The organism is Sporosarcina sp. resist, from assembly GCF_014302295.1.
GTDB classification, from domain to species: domain Bacteria; phylum Bacillota; class Bacilli; order Bacillales_A; family Planococcaceae; genus Sporosarcina; species Sporosarcina psychrophila.
The window spans coordinates 2,625,399-2,648,844 of sequence record NZ_CP060287.1; the positions used below are offsets into that span (position 1 = coordinate 2,625,399).

Below are 23,446 nucleotides of genomic sequence, written 5' to 3' on the forward strand. Positions count from 1 at the left end.
ACCTATATAGAATATGGCACACCCTATAAAAGTGTGAACTTTTTGAGTAATTATTAATAATAGAACGGGGATAGGGTATGTGGAAAAATAGAAACATTTGGATAATATTAACGGGGGAAATGATTGCAGGCTTAGGATTATGGACGGGAATAATCGGAAATCTCGAGTTTATGCAAGAAAAAATCCCTTCCGATTTCGTTAAAGCACTAATAATGTCAGCAGGACTTCTTGCGGGAATTATTGCGGGACCGCTAGCAGGGAAAATCATAGACCAATCAAAGAAAAAAACCGTACTTCTTATATCAGGCGCAGGGCGTATGCTCAGTGTTATCTTTATGCTGATTGCTATATCAACCGGATCTGTTTGGTGGATGGTTGCATTCATGGTTAGCATTCAACTATCTGCTACCTTTTACTTCCCTGCACTGCAGGCAACCATTCCGCTTGTCGTCAAAGATGATGATTTGCTGACGATGAATGGGTGGCATATGAACGTTGCTACGATCTCACGTGTGCTTGGCACCGCCTTAGCGGGCATTATGCTCGTCTACTGGTCGCTTATGTCGCTCTACTGGATATCTATGATTGCTTACGGGGCCCTACTACTATTTACAATGATGTTGCGCATCGATGAGGGAGAGGGAAGAGAGGCCAAAGTGAAATCGGTGGGTAACAAGGGTGGATTCATGGAAGTTTTTCCTGTGTTGAAAGCATATCCTGCTGTCGGCATGACACTCATTATGACGCTTATTCCATTGCTTTTCATCGGATCATTCAATCTAATTGTCATTAATATTAGTGAAATCCAGGATTCTGCATCGATTAAAGGACTTATTTATACATTTGAAGGGGTAGCATTCATGGTCGGAACATTTGCCGTGAAGTATATTTCTAAAAAATGGCGCACGACGACAATCTTATTTTCCTTTGCAACGATGGTAGCAGTAGCAGAATTCATGCTCTTTTTTGCAGACAGTATAGTAATTACGTTAAGTGCTTTTGCCGTACTTGGATTTGCCTTAGGTTGTTTTTTCCCAACAGCAATGGTTATATTTCAGAAACAGATGCCAAAAGAGTACCATGGCCGATTCTTCTCGTTCCGCAATATGTTAGAACGGGTTATGTTCCAGGTCGTTTTACTAACAGCAGGTGCATTTCTCGATATTATCGGATTGCAATCAATGGTTATCATTTTCGGATTAATCAGTTTAAGCATGACAGCAATTTTCTTTGTTCAGATGAAAAAAAGAAATATCATATTAGAACAACCCAAACAAATCGCCGCAAAAAGTATTTAACTTTTTGCGGTTTTTTCTATACATAATGTAAAAAACGAACTTTCCATTTTGGAAGTTCGTCGGCATTTAATCTATGGGTTTTAATGTATCTAGCAATAACTTTTCAAGGAAATCTTCACTTGTTACTGCACGTATCATAGCTCGCATGTATTCGTCACGATCGATTTTGTCATATGTCCATAAAAATCTTTTGGACTTCGCAAAGGCTTGTAGGAAAATACGAATTGTTCGACCATTACCTTCACGAAATGGATGCAGCATATTCAGCTCTGATTTGAAATAAGCCAACCTTTTAACTGCATACTCTAGAGTATCCCAGTCAGGTTCATTGTCTAATTGAGTGAATAAACTAGACGCGTACGCCTCCATATATTGTACTTGGCAAAAGCGAGTATTACCTTTCATCAATTGCAAATCACGGAATTGTCCCGCAAACGAGTAAATGTCTTGGAATAAATGTCGGTGAAGTCCAACAAAATTGATGAGCGAAAAATCCATGATGTTGTATGCGCCTTGTTCAATTTGAGTTGCACGAATCGAGAAAGTAAACGCCTCGGCCTGCTCAAGCTCAGCAAAGTTTGTCACACCTAACAAATTTGTGGTTAAAAGATAATCGTCATTTTCAAATTCATTGTATTTCGCCATTTGCCAAAGCTTCCTTAATCAAAGCAGGCGTTACTGGCATACCCGAATTGACAATTTCAAGAGCTTTTTGTTGCAGCGAATGACTTAAATGTAAGTTTTCAAGCTGCATATTTTTCAATACGCGGTTAAACTCAGGAGAATTTAATTGAATTTCCTTCACACTAAACCACTCCTTTCTATACTCTTTAATTATAAGCTTTTTAGCAGAATTTATCCACTTAATCAAGTGGGGTTCAACTTTTCACCCCATAATATCCACATTATTGCCCCAAAACTAACTATTTCTACCCCAAAAATTTGATAAGCTTAAATTAGAAATTTAGGGCATCGAAGAATACAGGGAGATTTCAATGAAAATTTGGAAGAAGTACTCACTTCTGTTAAGTGGTATAGGCGTTTCATTTTTTGGAAACTGGGTTTATTTAATTGCGTTAAATATTTTAGTACTAGATATGACTGGTTCAGCGGCTGCGGTCGCAGGGATTTACATTGTCGGACCAATTGCACGAATGCTGACAAATTTCTGGGCAGGTTCCATCATTGATCGTGTTAATAAACGAAAATTGATGGTCTTAGCAGATGTCCTAAGGGGTTCGCTTATTTTACTTGTTCCATTTCTTGATTCGCTGTGGATTGTCTACTCCATTCTATTTGCGACAAATATCGCTGGAGCATTTTTTGGTCCAAGTTCGACCTTTTATATCACAAAATTTGTGGTTGAAACCGATCGAAGAAGTTTTAACTCGATCATGAGTATGATGAATTCAGGTTCATTTTTAATCGGACCAGCACTAGCCGGTGTACTCATCGCCTTATTTGGTACAACTTGGTGTGTGATTTTAAACGCGGTTACGTTCTTTTTCTGTGCATTTTGTATTGCAAGGTTGCCTGACGTAGAAAATGAAAACTTAAATCAACGTGAGCCAATTACTTTGAAGATACTGGCTTCTGATTGGCAAGTTGTAAAAGGGTTCATTAAGCAGGATCCTTATTTTATGAAGGTTTATTTGCTGTTCCAGACCTCGCTTATGATTGCTTTTGCTTTAGATTCCCAAGAGGTCACATTTATCAAGCAGGATCTAGCACAGTCTGACCAACTATATGGCCTCATCGTCAGTATTGCAGGTGTAGGTGCATTAATAGGCGCAGCGGCTTCAGCCGCCTTTGCAAAGCGCTTCTCATTGCAATTGTATTTAGGTATTGGAATGGTCTTAACAGCAGTCGGCTATTTGTTGTTCTACAGTACAGTTGATTTTTTGACGGCAACAGTGGCTTTTATCTTTTTAGGATTCTTTATGGCATTTTGCAATGCAGGCTATGATACTTTTTACCAGAGTAATGTACCGACAGCGATCATGGGACGTTTTGGTAGTTTGGCGTCGATGTTCCAAAGCTTTATGCAAATTGTATTTACCTTTACCCTAGGACTGATTTCTGAGTGGTTCTCACTACAAACGGCAGCTATTGGATTCGCTAGTATCGCAGTAGTCATGACGCTGTTGCTTTGTATTCAAGTCTTTAGTCAGCAGCATAAACATTATTATGAAGAAGCAGATTGAGGGAACTAAGTAATGTAACTTAATCAATAGGGAAGAAGAGATTTATGTTGGTATTTATCGATGTAATAGGTGCAGGTTACTTTACTTTGAAAGGGGTGATTACATGGTATTAATACGATATGCACATGGAACAGATTTAGCTGATATAACTTCTCTTATGTCTGAATTAGGGTATGAAACAACCGAAAGGGAAGTAACTAAAAGATTATCGAAGTTAAATTGCAATCCTGATTATCATACTCTTGTTGCGGAAATTGATAATCAAGTAGTAGGACTACTGGGATTATACATTGGGCTATCATATGAATTTAGTGGTTGTTACGGTAGAGTTGTCTGCTTAATAGTGAATCAACACTATAGAAAAAATGGTATTGGTAAACAGCTCATCGCAAGAGCAAAAGAAATCATTATTGAAAAAGGTGGAAGTGCAATCACTTTAAATAGCGGAAATAGAGCTGAAAGGGAAGATGCTCACTCATTTTATTTGAAAAATGGTTTTACTGCTAAAAGTACAGGATTTGTAATGAAGTTCAGCTGATTTACTTTTTTAAATCAGCATAGAGTGACTTAAAAAACGTTCATCAAGCATCGGTAAATGCTTGATGAACGTTTTTTAAGTTTTTTTACAAGGACAGGAACCTCTAAACACTTGGACACGAGGTCCGAGTTCACCACATATATTCCCCAATGACTAGTAAAATCCATCTTTTAATCTGTGCTACAGAATGAAATACAACATATCGGCATCCTGAATTTGTAGAGTTAACATTACAGAAGCTTTAATCCTGCAATAACATACTATAGCCACTAAATATAAAGATGTATAGTTACATGAGAAAACGTGAAAGGAGTTTACTCATGAATATTACATCTTTTTTAATATACTGTTTTATTATTACTTTCACACCAGGACCGACTAATATCGACATACTATCCACTGTGAATAAGCATGGGACAAAAAGGGCAATGCAGTATACATATGGAGCAACGATTGCTTTTGGTTTATTGCTTGCCCTATCTGCTATGTTGAATACAATGCTTATAACGGTAATTCCGAAAATTTTGATTGTTATGCAGATAATCGGAAGCATTTATATGCTCTTTCTTGCTTATCAAATCTGTAAAACGGATAAATCAAAACAAACCGTAAACCAGACTGGGACCTTTATGTCAGGATTTCTCATGCAGTTTTTAAATCCAAAAGTAGTAACATTTACAATGACTGTATTTCCTAGCTTTATTTTGCCCTATTATACCGCAATTCCTGCGGTAACAATAAGTGTTATAGTTATAACACTTATTGGGTTTTTAGCATTTATGACATGGGTTCTTTTCGGTACAATCTTCAAGAAGTTTTTACAGAAGCATGAAAAAGTTGTTAATATTATTATGGCATTATTTTTAGTTTATGCTGCAATCATGATATGGTTGTAGGAATGCTAATGTTGAGGTGAATTAAATGGACAAATTTATCTATAAAAAATCGGCGGGTATTACTGCGTTGGCTGCAAGTATCACTGACTTTACATATAAAAAGCACTCTCACCAGGAGTATGCAATAGGGGTAACATTGCGTGGTATTCAAGAGTACAATTTAGATGGCAGTTTACAATTATCCTATCAAAATGGTGTGATGCTTTTTAATCCAGAACAGGCACACGACGGAATGGCACATGATGAGACAGGCCTTGATTATGTCATGCTCTATATTGAACAACAACTGCTGTTGGAGGTCATTGAGAAAAAGGATTTGGTGCGTTTTTCAACCCCCATTGTGTATGATCATGGACTTGAACAAAGAGTATTACGTCTATCCCATGCGATATTAAATGAAAAAGACGAGACTTTGTGCAGTGAATTACTAATATCCCTCACAGATAGCCTAATTCAAACTAATCTTTCCACGGACACTAAAAAAGACGACTCTCTAATTAGAATAGCAAAGGATATGCTGCATACCAACTTGGAAACTGTCATTAAACTTGACGAGATCTGTGCAGAGCTTAATATATCGAAGTTCCAGTTTATCAGGTTATTCAAGGCTCATACTGGTATCACACCATACCAATACTTTCTTAACTGCAAGATAGAACATGCAAAGCAGTTATTAGGTAAAAATGGAGATATTTATTCAGCAGTAGCTGAATGTGGTTTTGTTGATTTAACCCATTTTAATAGACACTTTAAAAGCGTCTATGGAATAACGGCATTTGAATATATGTCTCATTTAAATTAAAGAAAAGATTTTCGTATTAATTATTATTTCATCACCAATGTTAATGGAATAGCATGCTGAAATACTACTAGACAGATATCATATTGTTAGACTTGGTTCTTGTCAGGTCGGTGTGTAAATAAGGTTAATTCAAATCTGATAGATGTGGCAGAAAGAATTGTTTAGTCATTGAATTTAAGGAGGAATGGCTTCTGAAAAAATCCAATATTATTTTCTTTGAAAGAAAATTTCCAAGTGCAAATATGATTCTTATTAAGGATCAGCTCCCGATTCTTATTGATACTGGTTTTGGAAGTGATGTGAAAGATACTGAGCTATTAATTAAAGAAGAAGGTGTTTCACCAGAAGAATTACATCTCATCGTTAACACGCACTATCATAGTGACCATGTAGGCGGCAATTATCAACTTCAAAAAAATTATGGCGTTAAGATTGCTGCTCATAAATGGGAAGCCGATTTAATTAATTCTTGTGATACTGAAGCATGCGGTTCAGAATGGTTAGATCAGCCTGTGGAACCTTATGGGTCGATCTAAGGCTCTTGGATAACGATGAGATTAATACGGGAAGGAGAACCTTCAATGTCCTGCATACACCTGGACATACGTTAGGGCATATTTCTTTATATGAACCTGAAGAAGAGATATTAATTTGCGGGGATCTCTTTCACAAAAATGATATCGGATGGTTGAATATCTTTCGCGAAGGTGTTTCATCTATCCAACGATCACTAGAAAGTTTGGATCGGTTGTCTATGCTCCGGATTCAGCAGGCATATTCAGGGCATGGACCTCAAATGGAGAATCCCCTGGCCGCCATTGATGCAGCGAGGAAACGGTTTGAAAAGTGGCTTAGTATGCCAGACAAAGTTTCATGGCATGCCTGCAAGAGGATTTTTTCATTCACACTAATCATTAAAAACGGATTGGCAAAAGAAGATATCGGTAACTATCTACTAAAATGTGGCTGGTTCCAAGATTTTGCACGCTACTCTTTCCAGGTTCAGCCAGAAGAATTTATTCAAATCCTGCTCGATGAAATGATTCGTTCCGGTGCAGCTAGCTGGCACAACAATTATTTAATCGCTACCGCGCCATACCAAGCACCACAAGAGAAATGGATGAATAAGAACATAAAACCTAAAGATTGGGAACCCTATTACTTTGTCACATAAATAAAATAGGTGGGAAGTGGATGGAAAACTGTTGAATCTTACCTGATAGTAATAGTCTCTTTTTATAACGAAGAAGGATAGTTGAATACCGCTCTCAATAGTCATAATATTCACACCTAATAAACGACACAGTATAAAACCTTCAGGGGGGAAATTTATATGCCATTAAAAGTAGGAGATATAATTACGTTTGAACGGTCATTTACAGTAAGGGATGTTGAATTATTTATAGAGATTTCAGGTGATGAAGGGATTCATCACTTGACCCCAGATGAACAAGGAAGACTTGTAGTTCAAGGGTTACTAACGGCAACTTTGCCAACAAAAGTAGGTGGAGACAATAATGTGCTAGCTCGTACGATGAATTTTGAGTTTTTAAGGCCTGTTTTTACTGGTGATACAATAATTTGTGAAGTTAAAATCGAAAAATACGAAAGGCAAGAAAATAAAAACAATAGAACAGCTATTACTGCATCTTTTGTATGTGAAAATCAGGATGAAAAAGAAGTATTAAAAGGGGACTTTTCAGGCGTAATACTTTAACATTTTCAACTTTCATGAAAACTCTCGTAACAGTCTGTGGTACAGTGTTTTTGCTGTATGGATGACAAATGGGTAGCGTTAGTAATTATCAGGGTCTTGTAATTAAGATGACGAAAGACGATTGAAAATTAAATGGATTAGCTAATATTTATTAGATGCCTGAATAAATAAGTGTTAACCAATGAATCCATAGGGTTTTGTACAAATAAACTAAACAAGAAAGTCTAATTAGTATAGGTTTTCTTGTTTAGTTAGTTTAAACATTCTTGTCATTGTACAATTTCCGTTTTATCTCACTGTTTCAAGTATACTTATCGAATGAAACGCAACTACCGATAATATATATTATGACCATGTAGTTCTATGAACTCGTAAATTCATAGCTCTATCCTGTATCTATGACTAGATTTCTTTGCATCTTCAACATCTATGAACTGAACGCTATATTCTATCACATCATTTAGGAATAACTTATGCGCTTTGGCAAACTGCTTAACCTCATTAAGCAATTCTTTATCACAGCTGTTATTGAATGCTATTCGATCTTTTGGCCGAGTATCTTTATTATATGAGATTTGATTTTCAGACAATAATGACTGTAATCCACTTTCAATTAAATAGTTAACGTGCGTGTTATTTTCTTTTGCAACGGATCTAAGATCTTCCAATATTGATTGACTAATATTAGTGACAAAATTGGTCCTTGCTGTATCCATCGTTTGAATCAATCTGCCATCTACAAGCTTCCACATAATTAATTCACTCCTTATCAAATTTCAAATTTAATTCTGGACTCTTTACTTACTATATGAAATAACGTTGTGACATTCGCTGTCTTTTGTGTAAGATAAAATTATCAGATGCTGCATTATTATATATAATTTCCGCAAGTTTTGGAAGCTCGTATTTGCCTTTTACCCAAATACGATAAATATAATTTCCAGCCGGACTTACTGTTATCGTGATTTCTGAACGTAATTGCCATGATTGAAATACGAACAAGAGCCTAGCTGCAAAATCCTGACTGCCTGACGTAACATTCATAACGTAACCTGATTTTTGTACCCAGCCATCCCCATCAATAACGCCTCTTACAAACGACGCTAAATATTCTTCTGGCACATTGGGAAATGGAACTGATAATGATTTATTAGAAATTATCCCCAACATTTTAAGATCCTTTTTAATCTCTTTAGAATTAATGATTAAAGTTGGTGTAGTTTTTGTTGGCCCTGTAGCTGCAAGCACATAGTCTGCCTCCATGTACTTGGCAATCAATTGAAGAATACGTTCATCTTTTTGAGAAAAGTATATGCTATGGAGTTGTTTATTCACATGCCCATCTGTCACGAATAAACCTAACACCCAAGCCATTTCGTGTGTCCATACTTTAAAATAGTCTTCATTCACTTTATGCTTTCTAGGTTGGCCAGAGTATTGTTCTCGATTCATTGAAATCCCATGCTTATACATCACATTCCGAATTGCCCGATCGGACAGGCCGACGATTGGACCCATTTCTTTAAACGACATGCCACTTTTATACATTTTAATAATGGCTTCGTCTGTCATACCTGGATTTCTCGACACAGCCTTCACTTCCCTCCTATTAGCTTGATAGATGAGCCATTTCTTAATAAATGAACGATTTTTCGTTGATTACATTCAATACCCTCAACAAAATATGCTCATTTGCAGGGTATAGAACTAATGTTCTATCCGGGCTATATATCCCAAATTACGAGTTTTTAAACAAAAGAATCTAAAATAACTTTTTTACTTGGATAATATAGACTGGTTTTGTTTAAAATATCGTTTTGTTTCCACAATAGATTTCGAACATGGTTTCTTACCTCTCAATTATGTTCCTACCGATAGGAACATACGTTCAACCCTCGTGATTTCGGCACTTAAATTAGAATAATCCAATTTACCCCAAAACCAAAACCACGTGTGCTCTTGGTTTTTCCACAATGAATAGCCGTATAGACCAATGTTTTCGCCTGCAGTAGGATTGCTAAAAAAAATAGCATTCCCTTATTTAACAATTCTGCTTCGTTATTACGGACGACTTTCGCTTCCGCCGCCTTCTCATTAATTTGTACTCCTACGAGCTGTAGAGCATCTGATTCTTCGTAATAGGCTAACTATATTCTTTTTTGAGATCGCCTGCTTATACGAGCTTGTACGCTGGTCTGCGATGAAGATTTAACATCGTTTGAACACATTGTTAGTTAAAACCTTCAAAACTTAAATTTCCTCAACAGTTAACTTACTTTCAACCTCATTAAACAATAGTTGTTTTTCCTCTGCCGTTCAGTCACTTTGTGTTTTTAATTAGTGTTCTTTTAATTCGCTAATATAACAAACGCTTACTGCATTGGAAATGTTACATGATTGGTGTTAGTTGGATAAACGCTGTATGCTCCACTATTTTCATTTCCGCCCCCACTATATCCTGGTTCACAATATCAATACGCATTTTGAGTTGACCGAACTTAGCGCCTTATTTTTTTGATGATGTTAATAGAGTTAAGGTGCACTTAATTGATCGACTTCGAGACTTCATAAAGAGTCTGTTAGGCCGCCTTATCAAAATTCATTTTAATTGCCCAAAAGCGACTTCTCGATTGTCTTACGTGCCATTACCAATTAAGGCGTTGGATTGTATGAACTATTATCGACTTACTTAAACTCACAATAGCTCATTGATCAATATTTTATATATGGGGTTTCCAATTTATTGAGTACATTTCCCATGAAAAGAAGGTCCATTGCTATTTTATTAGCAATGGACCTTCTTTCTTTTATAATGCTTTTACCGATTTGACCTAAGTAATTGACAATAAAGCGGAATTCCTTAATAAGCGCATTCTCTTCCGCCGCCATTTGTATTTCCTCACTATTACTTAGTATCTATGTAGTCAATATTGAGATCTGCTTTTATGATTGAGTACATATATAAATCATCGAATTTACCACAAGTAAATTCATAATGTCTCAGTAATCCCTCTCTTCTAAAACCTTGCTTTTCTACTAGCTTTTGTGACGGGAGATTCGTCGGTTCAATCAAAGCCTCAATTCTTTCTAACTGATAGTGTTGATAGCCATACTTAACAACGGCTTCCAATGCTTCACTAGCAATCCCTGTACCCCAGTGATCTTTGCTTAATTCATATCCGACTTCAGCTCGATGATGTTTGGTAAGCATATTAAGAAAGCCACAACTTCCTATAACCTCACCAGAGTCTTTTAGCGTAATCCCCCATCTAATTCCTGTACCATCTTCGTATATCGATTTATACCACCTTATTTCATTCTGAGCATCTTCTACTGTTTGGCAAGGTGCTAACCCCATAGGTGTCACAACCTCTTTATCCGATAGATATTTAAACACATCATTAGCATCCTCTGCTGTTACTTCTCTTAAGATTAATCTTCTAGTTCCAATTATCGGAAATTCTTTTCCCATCAAATTTACCTCTTCTCCATAAAGTCTAATAGTTAATGCAAAATTTAATCCCATTCTGATAGATACGATAGATGGTCCAAGTATATCTAATGGGCTTAGGCAGTCTAAACGATTTTAACTTTCACCCCAAAAATAATATTCATATTTAGTGAAATCCATCTTATGTTTCAATGATCTTTGAAAGAAATCCTTTCGTTCTATTGTTATATCGAATCGACCAATCACCGGATGCTCTTCTGACAAATTAAAAATCCTACGATAATGTATAATAGCCATCCTTATCTCTAAAGTCAGGATTATACTTTGTAATGCGCCATTGGTGATTGATTTTAGTCATCAAATTTACTCCTCCTATTGTAGATTAACCCGATTAATTAGAGTATCTACTGTTAGACCATTCTGAGACTACTTCATATATAACGGCCACTCGTTGTTTGAACTGTAATTTCACTACCCACTAAAATTGCATATAATGTCTGCATAATATTGGATCATTTTAACGTATTGCCTTTTAAATAATTTTGCATTAATTCGTTCGGAATCTTCAAAGCTTCGCTCCTATTAACAGCAGGTGCGGTTAACATTTGACCATTTTCAGATGACCAACCACGATTAGATAGAACCGTCTCATTCTTTTGAAATGTGGCAACGGTAACTTCACTAAAGTTACTATTCGTATAAAGTACCCCATAACCATATGTGCCTGGACGTCCATTTTCGATATAACCATATACGATGTGTCCTCCACCGTTATCTAGAAACTTAATTTCTAACCCCCTTTGATCTTCCGGTACTGGTATCTTCTCGTCATCTATATCAATGGTTCCTTTGAAGGTTTTGGATCCTGTGATACTCTGATATAGTTTCCCGTCAATATGTATAGTTATAGGCTTCGTGAAGTAATTATTTTCCGCCCCCAACTGATATTTTACTCCTTCTAAATTAACCGTATATTGTTTTGGGAAAGCTTTCAAACTAAGGATTACACCGAACGTAACTGCAATTAGCAATGGAATCACGAAAAATTTATTCTTCAACAAATAGCCCCTTTCCTTTGTTATTATAATTAAATAGTTCGCTAACTAAAAATGAAAAAAGTCGCCTTTACATCATGTAAAGACAACTCTAATTCATTATTTGAATTGCGTTAAGGACATATAAAGGCTTTAACGTACGTGATTCTGGTAACTAACCCTATCCGTCTCTTTCAACTCAGCCAGCGAAGCCGACCCTATACCGAACATTGCCATCCGTAGTTCCAATTCCCTCGTTTCCATCACTTCCAAGACATCCTCCATAGACTGCGTGGCTTCCTTCAGAATCGATCTGCCGAATCCGACCATGTCTGCACCAAGTGCAATGGCTTTGGCTCCATCTAGGCCAGTATGCATTCCACCGCTTGCGATTATTGGTTGCTCCACAATTTTACCCCTTACCGAAGTAATGCATTCGACTGTTGGGATGCCCCAATCACTGAACGCTTCAGCTGCTTTTCTCTTTACTGTAGATGTTGAACGAAACTTTTCGACCTGACTCCATGATGTGCCGCCTGCCCCCGCTACGTCGATAAAGGAAATGCCTGCATCGCATAAACGTTTAGCTGTGGCCCCGTCAATTCCCCACCCAACTTCCTTCACACCAACTGGCACTCCCAACTCACTGCAAAGTCGTTCAATTTTCTCCAATAAATCTTTGAAATCCGTATTTCCTTCTGGTTGAATCACTTCCTGAATACTGTTCAAATGGAGGACAAGTGCATTCGCCTCTGTTATGTCAATGATTCGGCGACATTCATCTACGCCAAAGCCATAGTTAAGCTGAACCGCGCCTAAATTAGCGATTATCGGGATGCTCGGTGCATATTTCCTTACTTGAAAAGAAGCTCGATGTTCCGCACTTTCTATCAGCGCTCGTGTCGAACCCAAAGCTAATCCCCAGCCTCTTTGTTCTGCAGCTTCGGCAAGATTCCGATTAATTGTTTCTGCAAAGGCAGCCCCGCCCGTCATCGAACTGATAATAAATGGTGTTTTGCAATCATGACCTAAAAATGTCGTATCGATTGCGATATCATTGAAATTGATTTCAGGCAACGCATTATGGATAAATTTAACCTTCTCGAAGCCGGTTGTGATAGTGTCACCCGTTACGTGCTCATTCAACGTGATTTGAATATGCTCTGATTTTCTTTGGTTAATTGGTATAGTCATTTGAAAACACTCGCCTTTCTCCATGGTGTTAGTGATTACTCATTAATTACTTTAATTAGTAGAAGTCACTGTATTGCTCTGGTGCCTCTCCCCTTGTCTCTTGCACATAAGGATTAAGTATTTGTTCAGCATTCTCGTTTATGTCATCTACTTCTATTAAAAATGTCCATTCGTCACCATAATCGTAAATATACAGAAACTTTTGCCTCGTGATAAAACCAACAGCACAAATTTGTATTTTAGAAGCATCCGCATGACCAAAGTCATCATTAGGAGATGCGATACAATCATGTGACCATTTTTCACCATCCATGAAAAAAGAATACAGATGATCATCGTCAAATTCAAATGCTTTGATAATGATTTGATGGAAATCGTCCATTGTATGCTTAGCTGAAAAAGTTAGTTTTCTCCATATTTTATTTGTTAGTGAAACCTTAAACGTGTAACGACCATCAATGAGTTGCTTTCGGTTTCTAGGCAAGGTATGCATCAATTCATCTTTTGAAAATAAATTTATAAAAGGTTGAAAAAATGGCTGGGCGCTTTGGTCTTCATCGGATAAATACGCACCGAATCTCCCATCTAATATTGAACCTGGTATAACATTGAACTCTCCATCTTCCCGACGCAACGCGATATTCCATGCACATACGTTTCGCGAAATAAGTAAAATAGGCATCATTTGAGTACCGAACTGCGTAACCTCAATCTTTTTGGCGTAATATACACTTTTGCTATCACGTTGTTCTTTACGTTCTACATCCTCTTCGCAAATCCATAAACCCAACCACTCAAAATAGAGATTGAAGTAATACCAATCATATGTACAACTTGCTAGTATCCGCCCGACATCGGTTTTGGGTTCTTCACTACCCAAGTTCGTCCTGGCTCATCCTGACTTAATATAGAAAACACTTCGGGGAGCGTTAAAGCTATTGAATTATGTTGTTTATCCTGAAGTCTCGCCCAATTCACATCGACCCAGAACGTTTCGAGTAAAAAAAGTATTTTTCTACATCTGTTAATTCTTTATACAAATCCATTCTTTCTGTTACTTTCAGTTGGAGCGGTCCCGATTTTACCGACACCTTTTCCAGCAAACATCCGCTTAAAGCCAAGTGATAGATGAAATGGATGAAAGAATAATAGGCCTGTTCAGTATACGATGTACAATCCTTGGTTCTTATGGTCATACGTTCATTAATCGCGGGCAGATGCTTTCTTGATATGTACTCTTTTGCCTTTGTTAGCTGAACTACATGTCCGCTTATATAGCTAACAAACTCATCAAAATCAGCTACTAAGTTGATTGGAATTGATTCATTATTCATAGCGTTCAATTTTATAACCCCTTTTCCCGTTGGATCAGATAGGATTATTATTATTCCAATAGACAATTCCTAAAATGCTTTCCTACGCTTTTGTCTAATTATACAATTTCCTCACTCGAAGTTGTAGTTTCGTCTCGCCTCTTAGAGTCATCACTGGTTAAGAATACGAAATGATGGCTGATAAAGAGGAAAGGCGATTACATATCTTATAAGGAGTGAATTTATATATAAGCGAGTACCTCTTTGAGATTGTCCAGAACGTAAATGTTTTTCATATTGGAAGATGAACCTACCCCTATTCCAAACCCCTTCATCTTCATGTTGATAGCTAGTTCTACATCAACGATTGAGTCGCCAATCATAAATGATTGATCAATATTAATATTTGGGTATTTCAGTATTGCATTCATAATCATCCCGGTTTGAGGTTTTATACAATCACAACCTTCATCCCTACTGTGAGGACAGTGAAATACATCCAGGATTTTTATTTTATGACATGATAATTCATATAGCATCTTTGCTGTAATGTCATGGTACTGCTCTAATGATATAAATCCTTCGTTTATTAGATATTGGTTCGTGATGATAATTATTTCATAGCCTCTTTGGTCAACGCTCTTTAAAGTCTGAACTGAATCGGCTAAAAACACAGGATTCTTTATATCCGTCCACTTGTGGTCAGGATAGTCTTCAATAATAGTCCCATCCCTATCAAAAAATGCGACCTTCAATTAAATCACTCCTTATTTTTTCATTGATTCATGGGTGATAACACCGCCTGCCTCGTCAACTTGCGTGAAGCTGAAAACTCAAGTAGATTTTAACAAGAAGCCAATTCGAGTATAGAAAAATTTGGAAGTCAGCTAGTAAGCGATGTAAAATAATAAGTGAGTTTCTAGGGTGGTAAAGATCGGAACTATTCCCTTTAAGCTATTTACTTAAATCCAAATATACTAATAAGTTGTCAGGGGCGCAATTCAAACGTATAATGAGGATATAGCTTGACTAGAATAAAAAAAGATTGATCGATGTTGTCGCATCGATCAATCAATGCAATAGTCGGTTCCCTACAAGGGGATCAGCACTTACGGAGTGAGAATAACCCATCCCTATGAGCCGTTAACTCAAGGATGGGTTATTTTTTATGGTTAAATGACAGAATCAACACAATTAAAGTTGCGAAAGCTACAGCAAACATTAACGTTTCAAAAACTGACATCGACATCACCCCCTTTCATGGGGAGTGAGCCGACCACCCTTGAGTCACCTATTCTATTACCTCTTAATTATACCATACAGACGTTCTTAGATTAACTAATAGTTCATGATGAAATAACTCTTCCACTTTTGTCTGCCAGTACTTCCCCAACGATAGTCTCTTCAGATTTCATACTTCATACCGTCCCGCTGTTATTAAACCAGATGACTAACCATTCGTTATCCAAGTAATACACCACCTAACTTCCCTGTTTATCTTAAATATCTATTCTAACGACTTTTTTAATACATAACTCACTTTGTCATACTCCATTTTCTCTTCATAGAACCTATGTGCGTCTGTTCGTTGCAAGCCTGATGACAGCGCAACACTTTCATAGCCGTTGTCTTTTGCCCACTTATGGACATAGGTAAGTAACTTCTCCCCATACCCACTAGACCGTTTCGTGGTATCCGTCACCAAATCACAAATTCAAATGAATCGACCATAATAAAGTGTGATTATTGGCTTGAAACCGATTACTGCAACGATATCCCTTTCACTTTGTACACAGACAGTTGGTAACGATCTTTCTCTGTGCTTCACAGACTAATTCCAAGTAGGTATCTTCATCCAAATGTGTTCGCAACTGCCTCATAATCGGATATGCTTCAACAATTTCGTTACGTGTTTGAAGCTCCTTAATCGTTAATTCATTCCTCACACACAGCAACCCCTTTTTCATAAATATACCATGCGGTTTCATTGCAACATGATTAAATTGTTTGCCGAGCTCATTCGAGAATACAAATATCCAAAAGCTTATTCGAATCAAACACTTGAAAGTTAAACCCCTCAAACGTATAATAAGAATAAGATTAGAATACAATAAAAAAGACCGCTTGGTGCGCTAACACCAAACGGTCAATGTAATAAGCAGGTTCCCTACAAGGGGATTGGCAAAATGACAGGGATAACCCATCGAGCCTTTAACTCAAGGATGGGTTATTTTTTATGGTTAAATGCAAGTACCAATACGATCAATGTTGCAAAAGAAATTGCAAACATTAACGATTCGAATACTGTCATTGGCACCACCCCCTTTCGTACGGAAGTGAGCCGACCACCCTTGAGTCACCTATTCTATTACTCTTCTATTATACCATACATACGTTCCTCCAAACCCAAATTCCACTATTCCTGTATGAAAGATTTATACCTCTATCATCATTTTTATGTAAATATAAAGGCATCTAAAAAGATGCCTTACATTTAAAATGAAAAAGTCGTTTAAAGTAGCCTTGTAAGCTTATCTATCCCTGCAGTTTTTACATACTTTAATGAGTTCTTTCGCTTCCGTTTTATGATTGTATAATAACTTAATTCTATTTCGAGTACACAACGGACAGTCTCCTCTTCCTTTTGAAGGGAGCTTTTTTATTGCTTTTCCTCGGTTTCTTTTCGCCATGACCATCCACCTCCAGAATGAAAATTCTTCTTTCTCTTTATCTAATGATGGCATGGGGAGATCTTATGGGTATTTTAATAATTTATTTATGAAAAACTATTCTTGATAATTAGATATCATGATTAGGAAGTCCGTTAATTGCCATAGTCCGTCCTTTTTTACTGAGATTATCTACAAGTAGTGACATATATATATTCAATCATTTAACAGCGGGAATAATACCTGCAAAAATACAAAAAGAGGTATTTCACACTCTTGCAATACTATCCCCCGTCCCTTTTGAATATCATAAAAGAGATGAATATATGAGGAGAGAACTATATGCAAATTCATGTAGTACATCCAGGGGAAACATTATGGTTGATTGCACAACGTTACGGCGTCACCGTAACTCAAATCGTGACAGCCAACCAGTTGGAAAGTCCAAGCAAACTAGTAAGTGGGCTGGCTCTAGTCGTTCCAACACCTACTCAGACACATACTGTACAACCTGGTGAGAATTTAACACAAATTGCACAGCGTTATGGTACAACTGTCGAAGAAATTAGTAAGATAAATCAAATTCAAAATCCCAATATGATTTTATCCGAAACTATTTTAACCATCCCCGCCCATAAACCAGTTATTGATGTGAATGCCTACACAATCAATACTGGGGAAACAGGCGCTGAAGATGGTGGGCTAAGTACCATCGACGATACCGCTATGCTTCAATCTGCCGCTGCCGAAAGAGTTGTTCCTGTGATGGCCATTACAAATTTCAGTGCCACGGCCGCTGGATCTAGTCTGGCGCATTCAGTCCTTGCAAGTACTGATATTCAGGATGTTTTATTAACAAATATTTTAAAAGTCATGAAAGAAAAAGGCTATCAAGGATTAAATATTGACTTTGAAAATGTGTTGCCGGCCGACCGTGAAAACTATAACCAATTTTTGCAGCGTGCAGTGGATCGCTTGCATCCGGAAGGTTATTCCGTCTCAACAGCCCTTGCTCCAAAGATTAGCGATGAGCAAAAAGGGGTGTTATATGAAGCACATGATTACGCAGAACACGGAAGAATTGTCGATTTCGTCGTATTGATGACCTATGAATGGGGTTATCGATTAGGTCCTCCACAGGCAATTTCACCGCTAAATGAAATAAAAAGGGTGCTGGATTACGCTGTTACCGTAATACCAAGAAACAAAATCTTGTTTGGTTTTCAAATCTATGCGCGCGACTGGTTACTTCCTCATGTGCAAGGACAAGAGGCAGAAACATTTAGCCAACAGGAAGCAATTCGCCGGGCTATTCAATATGGGGTGGCCATTCAATATGACCCAATAGCGCAATCACCATTTTATCGCTACACGGATGCAGAGGGGCGTAACCACGAAGTCTGGTTCGAAGATGCCCGCAGTGCACAAGCAAAGTTTGATGTGGTAAAGGACTATAATTTACGCGGAATTAGTTACTGGGTTCTTGGTTACCCATTCCCGCAAAATTGGTTGTTACTGGAAGACAACTTTACTATCCGAAAAATACGCTAGTTTTCATTATCGATACTTCCAATAACCTTAACCGTACAGAGTCACTGAACATAGGATAGGATACCCGATACTTGGAATGGAGGCACTCTTATGCACTATAACCCTTATCCACACTGGGTCAATCCTTATTCTAATCCACGGTGGCTGTACAACGAGCATGTTCAACCACAGACCGTTTTAAGACCGCCAAGTCCTTTTCCATCTATAAATACGCAAGTGTTGAATACTTCGGCCCTAAGATTTCAAGAATTATTGAAACAAGCGGATTTATTAGCAAGCAAGATTGTTAACTCTAAAGAATTCGCACATGAGTTAATGGAAGCAGCACAACTATCAAATACAAAAAAGGTAGATGAATTAATTGTATCAACAGGCATCACATTAAAAATCAAAACATATTTTAGTCCAACTGGAATTCGTATTGAATTAAACAACGACGAAAATCCAGGTGAATGTTGTCATTTACTAATGACATTAAAGTGGTAAGGTTGAGGAATCTTTTTTGTATTCCGGACATAATTCACGCGAAATTAGATTGATTAGAATAAAAAAGACCACTCAATCAGCGTAACAACTGCTTACCAATAAGCTTAAATAACCCATCCTAATGAGCTATTTACTCAGGGATGGGTTATTTTTATATCGTTTTGAATTGTCAAATCTGTCCCTATAATCATTGATTAAAAAGGACTGATTTCACTAACACTAACGAGGACAAGTCTATTTCAAACGAAAGGAGTCTTCCTCTTGAAACAACAGTCTGATAAGAACCAAGCACATACGGAGCAACAATTCCAAGGTCAAAAGAAACAAGCACTACAAGCAATGCAACAGGCAATGCAAACGATTCAGTTGAGCACTTCATCGACTGACCTCCAATTGTTGCAACAAGCACAGCATCAACTTCAACAAGCATCACAGCTGCTGAATCAAATGCAAGGGACTGCGGTTACCAAATCGACTACCGCAGTTCAGCAACAATTGGAGCAAGTTCGGCAACAAATCGAACAGGCTGCGCAAACCTTACAGCTTATCCACTCGCTAAATAGTGGAAATAATAGCTTCAAAAAAGATTAAAAACCTGCCATCGACTCATTCAACCAGTCGAAGGCAGGTTTTTCTTTTCAAGTAACGCCGCTTTTACTGCTTCTTTAATCTCCTGATAGCCCGTACACCTGCATAGATTCGACTGAAGCCACTCTTCAATCGTCTCATCTTCAGCGTCAGGATGCTTTTCAATAAGGGCATGTGCATTGACGATAAACCCTGACGTGCAGTAGCCGCATTGAATGGCCCATTTCTCAATGAATGCTTTTTGAACCGGAGAATCCAACAACCCCTCGATTGTTATAATTGGTTCATTTACCGCTTCAACTGACAAGGATAGACATGAATGCATTGGTTCCCCGTTTACAAGGACTGTACAAGCCCCACAATCGCCGTTTTCACATGCTTTTTTTGCACCAGTTAAGCCAAGTTGCTCGCGTAATGTATGCAAAAGCGTATCGGCAGACCGGATGACCGCGTCATGGGTTTCACCATTCACAAGAAGTTGAATAATTGTTTTTGTTGTATCAATGGAATTGATCACTTTTTCCCCTCCAAAACTTCAAACGTATCTACTAACAGGTTTTTTAACACGAATCCACGGTAAGCTGCGGATGCATGCGAGTCATCCACAATTGATGCTGGAAGATGGGAGGCTATTTGTTCTATTCTTTCCCTCTCAGATAATGAATCATCATTAACAATCGCTTCTATCTTCTTTGAACGAAATGGAAAACTACACAACCCGCTAAAAGCGACACGGATTTGGTTCTCTTTCAACAAAGCCGCCAAAGTGACGACAGGATAACCCACTTTAGTCATTTGAGTCCGTTTCAAACTAAGATAAGGCAAATCGATAAATGATGCATCGACGATAATTTGAACAAGGAATGTGCCTTCATCTAAAGTCATCTTTCGATCGAATATTTTTTTCAATGAAACAACTTTTTCTTCTCCCTGTGAGGCAATCTTCACCTTTGCATCCGCTAATAGAAATGGTAAAACGCCTTCCCGATATATCAATTGACTATTTATATTACCGCCTATCGTAATTTTGTTTCGTGAAGAATGATTGGCAATTTGCTTAACAGTTTGGCTTAATAAGGGAAACAGATTTGTTTCCACCAGTTTATTTAACGAAATCGCCGCACCAATAATAAGCTGCCCTCCCTGGATTTCACATATATTGCATTCAGGAATCCCTTTAATATCAATTACCACATCGGCATGCATTTTATTCGTCCGTGCGAACGTAATGAATTCTGTTCCTCCTGAATAATAGATAACTTTTTTCCGGAGACTAGTCGCTGTAATATACGTCTCTATAGCTTCCGCAATGGTTGAAGGCTTATAGTAGTTAAAATCGAATGCAATCATTGTCCGCTCTCCTTCTTTGTTTTCCATATTAATTCTGGAATGAGCGGTAGTTCGTTCAATTCAACTTGCGCAGCCTCGGAAAGTCCATTCGCTAACGCCGGTGCCATACCGATTACTCCGTGTTCCCCGATTCCCCGTGCACCATACGGTCCGTCCACAAATGGTGTTTCGATAAAATCGACCAAATACTCTACCGGCTGTTCCCCGTAACGAAGCATATGATAAGTGCGCAGATCCGCGTTTTCTACTACCCCATTTTCATCAAAATGAAACGATTCACTGCTAGCAAAACTTAACCCTAAATACATGCCGCCCCGCATTTGCTGCGTCGCCATCATGGGATTAATAATGGTACCGCCGTCAAGCACCGTGACAGCTTTAAGTATTTTGTACGTGAAATTACGTTCATCCAATTCGACTTCTACCGCCTGTGAACCGACAGACCACCATGACCCCGGTTTCCCGAAACCAGTCTCCTTATCCATCGGTGTCAAATGGCGCTGAATATAAGAACCAGTTCCTATAATCTGCGCGCCTACCGCATGGCCGCTAGGTAATGTGTAACCTAAAGCAATGTCCTTTATTTCGACTCCGTAAGCGGGGTCAGGTACTAAATAGACGCGTCCGCCTCCCACTTCCAAATCCTCTTCAGAACATTGCAATACGATGGAAGCCGTTTTTTTCATTTGCTTAATTGCACTTTCAGCGGCAGCTAGTACTGCACGTCCCGCCAAGAATGTCGTGCTGCTCGCTACGGTGCTCCATTGATGTGGATCATACTGTGTATTCACTTCCATGATCACGTGAATTTTATCCATCGGCATATTCAACTTTTCAGCAAGAATCTGTGCAAGGGTGGTTTTCGTTCCTTGTCCAAGCTCAATCGCAGCACAGTTTAAATTCACAGCTCCATCTGGTTCAAATGTGATAACTGCTCCTGCTTGGGCATTCGTCGCAGTCTTCGACGTTTTCCAAAACAAACTGATTCCCTTTGCGCGCACTAAATTTTCACCAACTGCGATTCTTTGCCCTTCATCCCAGCCAATCAATTCTTTTACTCGAATAATACATTTTTCAGTATCCCCTATATTATTTGTAGTGAGTACTGTTTGGGTAGGTGTTGTGTCTCCGGGTTTAATCACATTCAATATTCGTAATTCAATCGGATCCATATTCAATTGCTTAGCTAATATGTCCATCGTTCTCTCAACAGCAAAAGTCAGCTCGGGATGCCCATAGCCTCGGTATGACGTTGCGAACGGATGATTCGTATACATGCAGTAGGAGTCACACCATACATTTGGAACATTATATGGCCCCGTACAATCGAGTGCAATTGCCTGCGTTATACCCGCCCCATGGTCTGTATAAGCACCTGAATCAACGAGGAAGGTATACTGTCCCGCCATCAATTTCCCTTCTTTCGTCACACCCAGTTTTATCGTTGCATCAAGTCCGATATGACACGGGGCGGTTATCATATCCTCTTCGCGCTCATACTGTAGCTTGACCATTTTCCCACCGACAGCTTTCGATGCCAAATAAGCAAGTGGCTCTAATTGAATAGCTCCTTTCCCACCGAAAGCACCACCAATCAACGGGATGTGAACGATAACATTACCTACTTCAATATTAAAAAACTGGTTAAATACCTTTTTTATCATATAGGGGGATTGAGAACAGGAATGGATAATCACTTTCCCGTCCGGATTGATCTCCACCCGGGTACTTCGCGTTTCCATCGCGGCATGATCGGAAAGGTTGAATGAATAAGAAGCCGATATCGTTTCTGCACAATTCGCCCAGATAGTTCCGATATCTCCTTTACGGATTTTAATGTGACTGCCGATATTTGTACCAGGAACAGGATAGACGTTATCGATTATTTTTGTATAGTCTCCGGAATTGTCATGTACTAATGGTGCGTCAGCTTGGAATGCCTGCTGGACTGAATTCACGACGGGGAGCGGTTCGTATTCTACTTTTACCTTGTTTGCCGCCAGTTTTCCTTGATGTTCAGAATCCGCCACAACAATTGCTATCGGCTCCCCATAATACCGCACCTTGCCGAATGCCAATGGTGGGCGGTCTGCAAGAATCGGGCCAATATGAAATGGGAAAACCTCTCCTGTCACGATTGCACGCACGCCAGGCATTTTCCACGCTTCAGTCGTGTCAATGGATTTGATCAAGGCATGTGCTTGAGTGCTTTTCACAAGTTTCGCGTGCATTAGGCCAGGTACCGAATAATCCCCAACATATCTAACTTTGCCCGTCGATTTTTCTACCACATCAATTCGTTGTTCAGACTTGCCAACCGTTGTCCATATTTTATTCGTCATTCACAAACGCCTC

28 protein-coding genes are annotated in these 23,446 nt (G+C 38.4%); 11 read left to right on the top strand and 17 right to left on the bottom strand.

The window, feature by feature from the left end; translation table 11 throughout:
• Positions 1–77: 77 nt before the first annotated feature.
• A complete protein-coding gene (locus H7992_RS12765; protein ID WP_187044838.1) occupies positions 78–1,298 on the top strand; it encodes an MFS transporter in 1,221 nt (406 codons plus the stop codon).
• 66 nt (positions 1,299–1,364) lie between these two features.
• Here H7992_RS12765 and H7992_RS12770 read toward each other — a convergent pair whose 3' ends face one another.
• The gene (locus H7992_RS12770; RefSeq protein ID WP_187044839.1) at positions 1,365–1,943 is read right to left on the bottom strand and encodes a Fic/DOC family protein; all 579 of its coding nucleotides are present in this window, start codon (positions 1,941–1,943) and stop codon (positions 1,365–1,367) included.
• Positions 1,927–2,103, bottom strand: coding sequence for a Zn-dependent hydrolase (locus H7992_RS12775; protein WP_187044840.1), 177 nt, complete (start codon positions 2,101–2,103; stop codon positions 1,927–1,929). Before H7992_RS12775 ends, H7992_RS12770 begins: the two co-directional genes overlap by 17 nt.
• Before the next feature lie 190 nt (positions 2,104–2,293).
• Between H7992_RS12775 and H7992_RS12780 the strand changes: the two genes are divergently transcribed.
• The 7 genes from H7992_RS12780 to H7992_RS12810 all read left to right on the top strand — a co-directional run bounded on the left by H7992_RS12780 (position 2,294) and on the right by H7992_RS12810 (position 7,455).
• Positions 2,294–3,502, top strand: coding sequence for an MFS transporter (locus H7992_RS12780; RefSeq protein ID WP_187044841.1), 1,209 nt, complete (start codon positions 2,294–2,296; stop codon positions 3,500–3,502).
• 103 nt (positions 3,503–3,605) lie between these two features.
• Entirely contained in the window at positions 3,606–4,040 is a 435-nt protein-coding gene (locus tag H7992_RS12785) for a GNAT family N-acetyltransferase (RefSeq protein WP_187044842.1), read from the top strand.
• Between the two features lie 320 nt (positions 4,041–4,360).
• On the top strand, positions 4,361–4,936 hold the full coding sequence (locus H7992_RS12790; RefSeq protein ID WP_187044843.1) for a LysE family translocator: 576 nt from the start codon (positions 4,361–4,363) through the stop codon (positions 4,934–4,936).
• 25 nt (positions 4,937–4,961) lie between these two features.
• The gene (locus tag H7992_RS12795) at positions 4,962–5,738 is read left to right on the top strand and encodes a helix-turn-helix transcriptional regulator (RefSeq protein WP_187044844.1); all 777 of its coding nucleotides are present in this window, start codon (positions 4,962–4,964) and stop codon (positions 5,736–5,738) included.
• A gap of 242 nt (positions 5,739–5,980) precedes the next feature.
• On the top strand, positions 5,981–6,274 hold the full coding sequence (locus H7992_RS12800) for an MBL fold metallo-hydrolase (protein ID WP_187044845.1): 294 nt from the start codon (positions 5,981–5,983) through the stop codon (positions 6,272–6,274).
• A 5-nt stretch (positions 6,275–6,279) separates the two neighbouring features.
• On the top strand, positions 6,280–6,912 hold the full coding sequence (locus tag H7992_RS12805) for an MBL fold metallo-hydrolase (RefSeq protein WP_255428425.1): 633 nt from the start codon (positions 6,280–6,282) through the stop codon (positions 6,910–6,912).
• A gap of 159 nt (positions 6,913–7,071) precedes the next feature.
• Positions 7,072–7,455 (top strand): FAS1-like dehydratase domain-containing protein, encoded by a 384-nt coding sequence (locus H7992_RS12810; RefSeq protein ID WP_187044846.1) that lies wholly within the window; start codon positions 7,072–7,074, stop codon positions 7,453–7,455.
• A 377-nt stretch (positions 7,456–7,832) separates the two neighbouring features.
• Here the strand turns inward: H7992_RS12810 and H7992_RS12815 are convergent, their stop codons facing one another.
• From H7992_RS12815 to H7992_RS25090, 12 genes are all read right to left on the bottom strand, one after another.
• Positions 7,833–8,207: an rRNA methyltransferase gene (locus tag H7992_RS12815; protein ID WP_187044847.1), complete on the bottom strand. Its 375-nt coding sequence runs from the start codon at positions 8,205–8,207 to the stop codon at positions 7,833–7,835.
• 52 nt (positions 8,208–8,259) lie between these two features.
• Complete coding sequence (locus tag H7992_RS12820; RefSeq protein WP_187044848.1) at positions 8,260–9,045, bottom strand: LAGLIDADG family homing endonuclease; 786 nt, start codon at positions 9,043–9,045, stop codon at positions 8,260–8,262.
• Positions 9,046–10,167: 1,122 nt separating this feature from the next.
• Positions 10,168–10,344: a hypothetical protein gene (locus H7992_RS12825; protein WP_156476021.1), complete on the bottom strand. Its 177-nt coding sequence runs from the start codon at positions 10,342–10,344 to the stop codon at positions 10,168–10,170.
• Between the two features lie 16 nt (positions 10,345–10,360).
• Positions 10,361–10,927, bottom strand: a complete 567-nt coding sequence (locus H7992_RS12830; protein WP_067209327.1) for a GNAT family N-acetyltransferase — start codon at positions 10,925–10,927, stop codon at positions 10,361–10,363.
• Positions 10,928–11,418: 491 nt separating this feature from the next.
• Positions 11,419–11,964 carry a DOMON domain-containing protein gene (locus H7992_RS12835; RefSeq protein ID WP_187044849.1) on the bottom strand — a complete coding sequence of 182 codons (546 nt, stop codon included), beginning with the start codon at positions 11,962–11,964 and terminating at the stop codon, positions 11,419–11,421.
• A gap of 129 nt (positions 11,965–12,093) precedes the next feature.
• On the bottom strand, positions 12,094–13,134 hold the full coding sequence (gene fni, locus H7992_RS12840; RefSeq protein WP_187044850.1) for a type 2 isopentenyl-diphosphate Delta-isomerase: 1,041 nt from the start codon (positions 13,132–13,134) through the stop codon (positions 12,094–12,096).
• 55 nt (positions 13,135–13,189) lie between these two features.
• Positions 13,190–14,014 (bottom strand): plasmid pRiA4b ORF-3 family protein, encoded by an 825-nt coding sequence (locus tag H7992_RS12845; RefSeq protein ID WP_187044851.1) that lies wholly within the window; start codon positions 14,012–14,014, stop codon positions 13,190–13,192.
• 94 nt (positions 14,015–14,108) lie between these two features.
• Positions 14,109–14,477 carry a hypothetical protein gene (locus tag H7992_RS12850; RefSeq protein WP_187044852.1) on the bottom strand — a complete coding sequence of 123 codons (369 nt, stop codon included), beginning with the start codon at positions 14,475–14,477 and terminating at the stop codon, positions 14,109–14,111.
• A gap of 212 nt (positions 14,478–14,689) precedes the next feature.
• Complete coding sequence (locus H7992_RS12855) at positions 14,690–15,202, bottom strand: D-glycero-alpha-D-manno-heptose-1,7-bisphosphate 7-phosphatase (RefSeq protein WP_067209342.1); 513 nt, start codon at positions 15,200–15,202, stop codon at positions 14,690–14,692.
• Between the two features lie 404 nt (positions 15,203–15,606).
• Positions 15,607–15,696 (bottom strand): putative holin-like toxin, encoded by a 90-nt coding sequence (locus tag H7992_RS25080; protein WP_354313069.1) that lies wholly within the window; start codon positions 15,694–15,696, stop codon positions 15,607–15,609.
• 258 nt (positions 15,697–15,954) lie between these two features.
• On the bottom strand, positions 15,955–16,149 hold the full coding sequence (locus tag H7992_RS25085) for a GNAT family N-acetyltransferase (RefSeq protein ID WP_370569869.1): 195 nt from the start codon (positions 16,147–16,149) through the stop codon (positions 15,955–15,957).
• Positions 16,150–16,228: 79 nt separating this feature from the next.
• Positions 16,229–16,393 carry a hypothetical protein gene (locus tag H7992_RS25090; protein WP_370569870.1) on the bottom strand — a complete coding sequence of 55 codons (165 nt, stop codon included), beginning with the start codon at positions 16,391–16,393 and terminating at the stop codon, positions 16,229–16,231.
• A 1,065-nt stretch (positions 16,394–17,458) separates the two neighbouring features.
• Here H7992_RS25090 and H7992_RS12865 point away from each other — a divergent pair.
• The 3 genes from H7992_RS12865 to H7992_RS12875 all read left to right on the top strand — a co-directional run bounded on the left by H7992_RS12865 (position 17,459) and on the right by H7992_RS12875 (position 19,744).
• Entirely contained in the window at positions 17,459–18,667 is a 1,209-nt protein-coding gene (locus tag H7992_RS12865) for a glycoside hydrolase family 18 protein (RefSeq protein WP_187044853.1), read from the top strand.
• Positions 18,668–18,757: 90 nt separating this feature from the next.
• Positions 18,758–19,153 carry a YuzC family spore coat inner layer protein gene (locus H7992_RS24730; protein WP_255428426.1) on the top strand — a complete coding sequence of 132 codons (396 nt, stop codon included), beginning with the start codon at positions 18,758–18,760 and terminating at the stop codon, positions 19,151–19,153.
• 261 nt (positions 19,154–19,414) lie between these two features.
• Complete coding sequence (locus tag H7992_RS12875; protein ID WP_255428427.1) at positions 19,415–19,744, top strand: hypothetical protein; 330 nt, start codon at positions 19,415–19,417, stop codon at positions 19,742–19,744.
• 19 nt (positions 19,745–19,763) lie between these two features.
• Here the strand turns inward: H7992_RS12875 and H7992_RS12880 are convergent, their stop codons facing one another.
• From H7992_RS12880 to H7992_RS12890, 3 genes are read right to left on the bottom strand one after another with little or no spacing between them, the layout of a single operon-like run.
• Positions 19,764–20,255 carry a (2Fe-2S)-binding protein gene (locus H7992_RS12880; RefSeq protein ID WP_082786816.1) on the bottom strand — a complete coding sequence of 164 codons (492 nt, stop codon included), beginning with the start codon at positions 20,253–20,255 and terminating at the stop codon, positions 19,764–19,766.
• On the bottom strand, positions 20,255–21,091 hold the full coding sequence (locus H7992_RS12885; RefSeq protein WP_082786571.1) for an FAD binding domain-containing protein: 837 nt from the start codon (positions 21,089–21,091) through the stop codon (positions 20,255–20,257). The genes H7992_RS12880 and H7992_RS12885 overlap by 1 nt, the downstream gene beginning before the upstream one ends.
• Complete coding sequence (locus tag H7992_RS12890) at positions 21,088–23,433, bottom strand: xanthine dehydrogenase family protein molybdopterin-binding subunit (protein ID WP_187044854.1); 2,346 nt, start codon at positions 23,431–23,433, stop codon at positions 21,088–21,090. The genes H7992_RS12885 and H7992_RS12890 overlap by 4 nt, the downstream gene beginning before the upstream one ends.
• Positions 23,434–23,446: the final 13 nt, after the last annotated feature.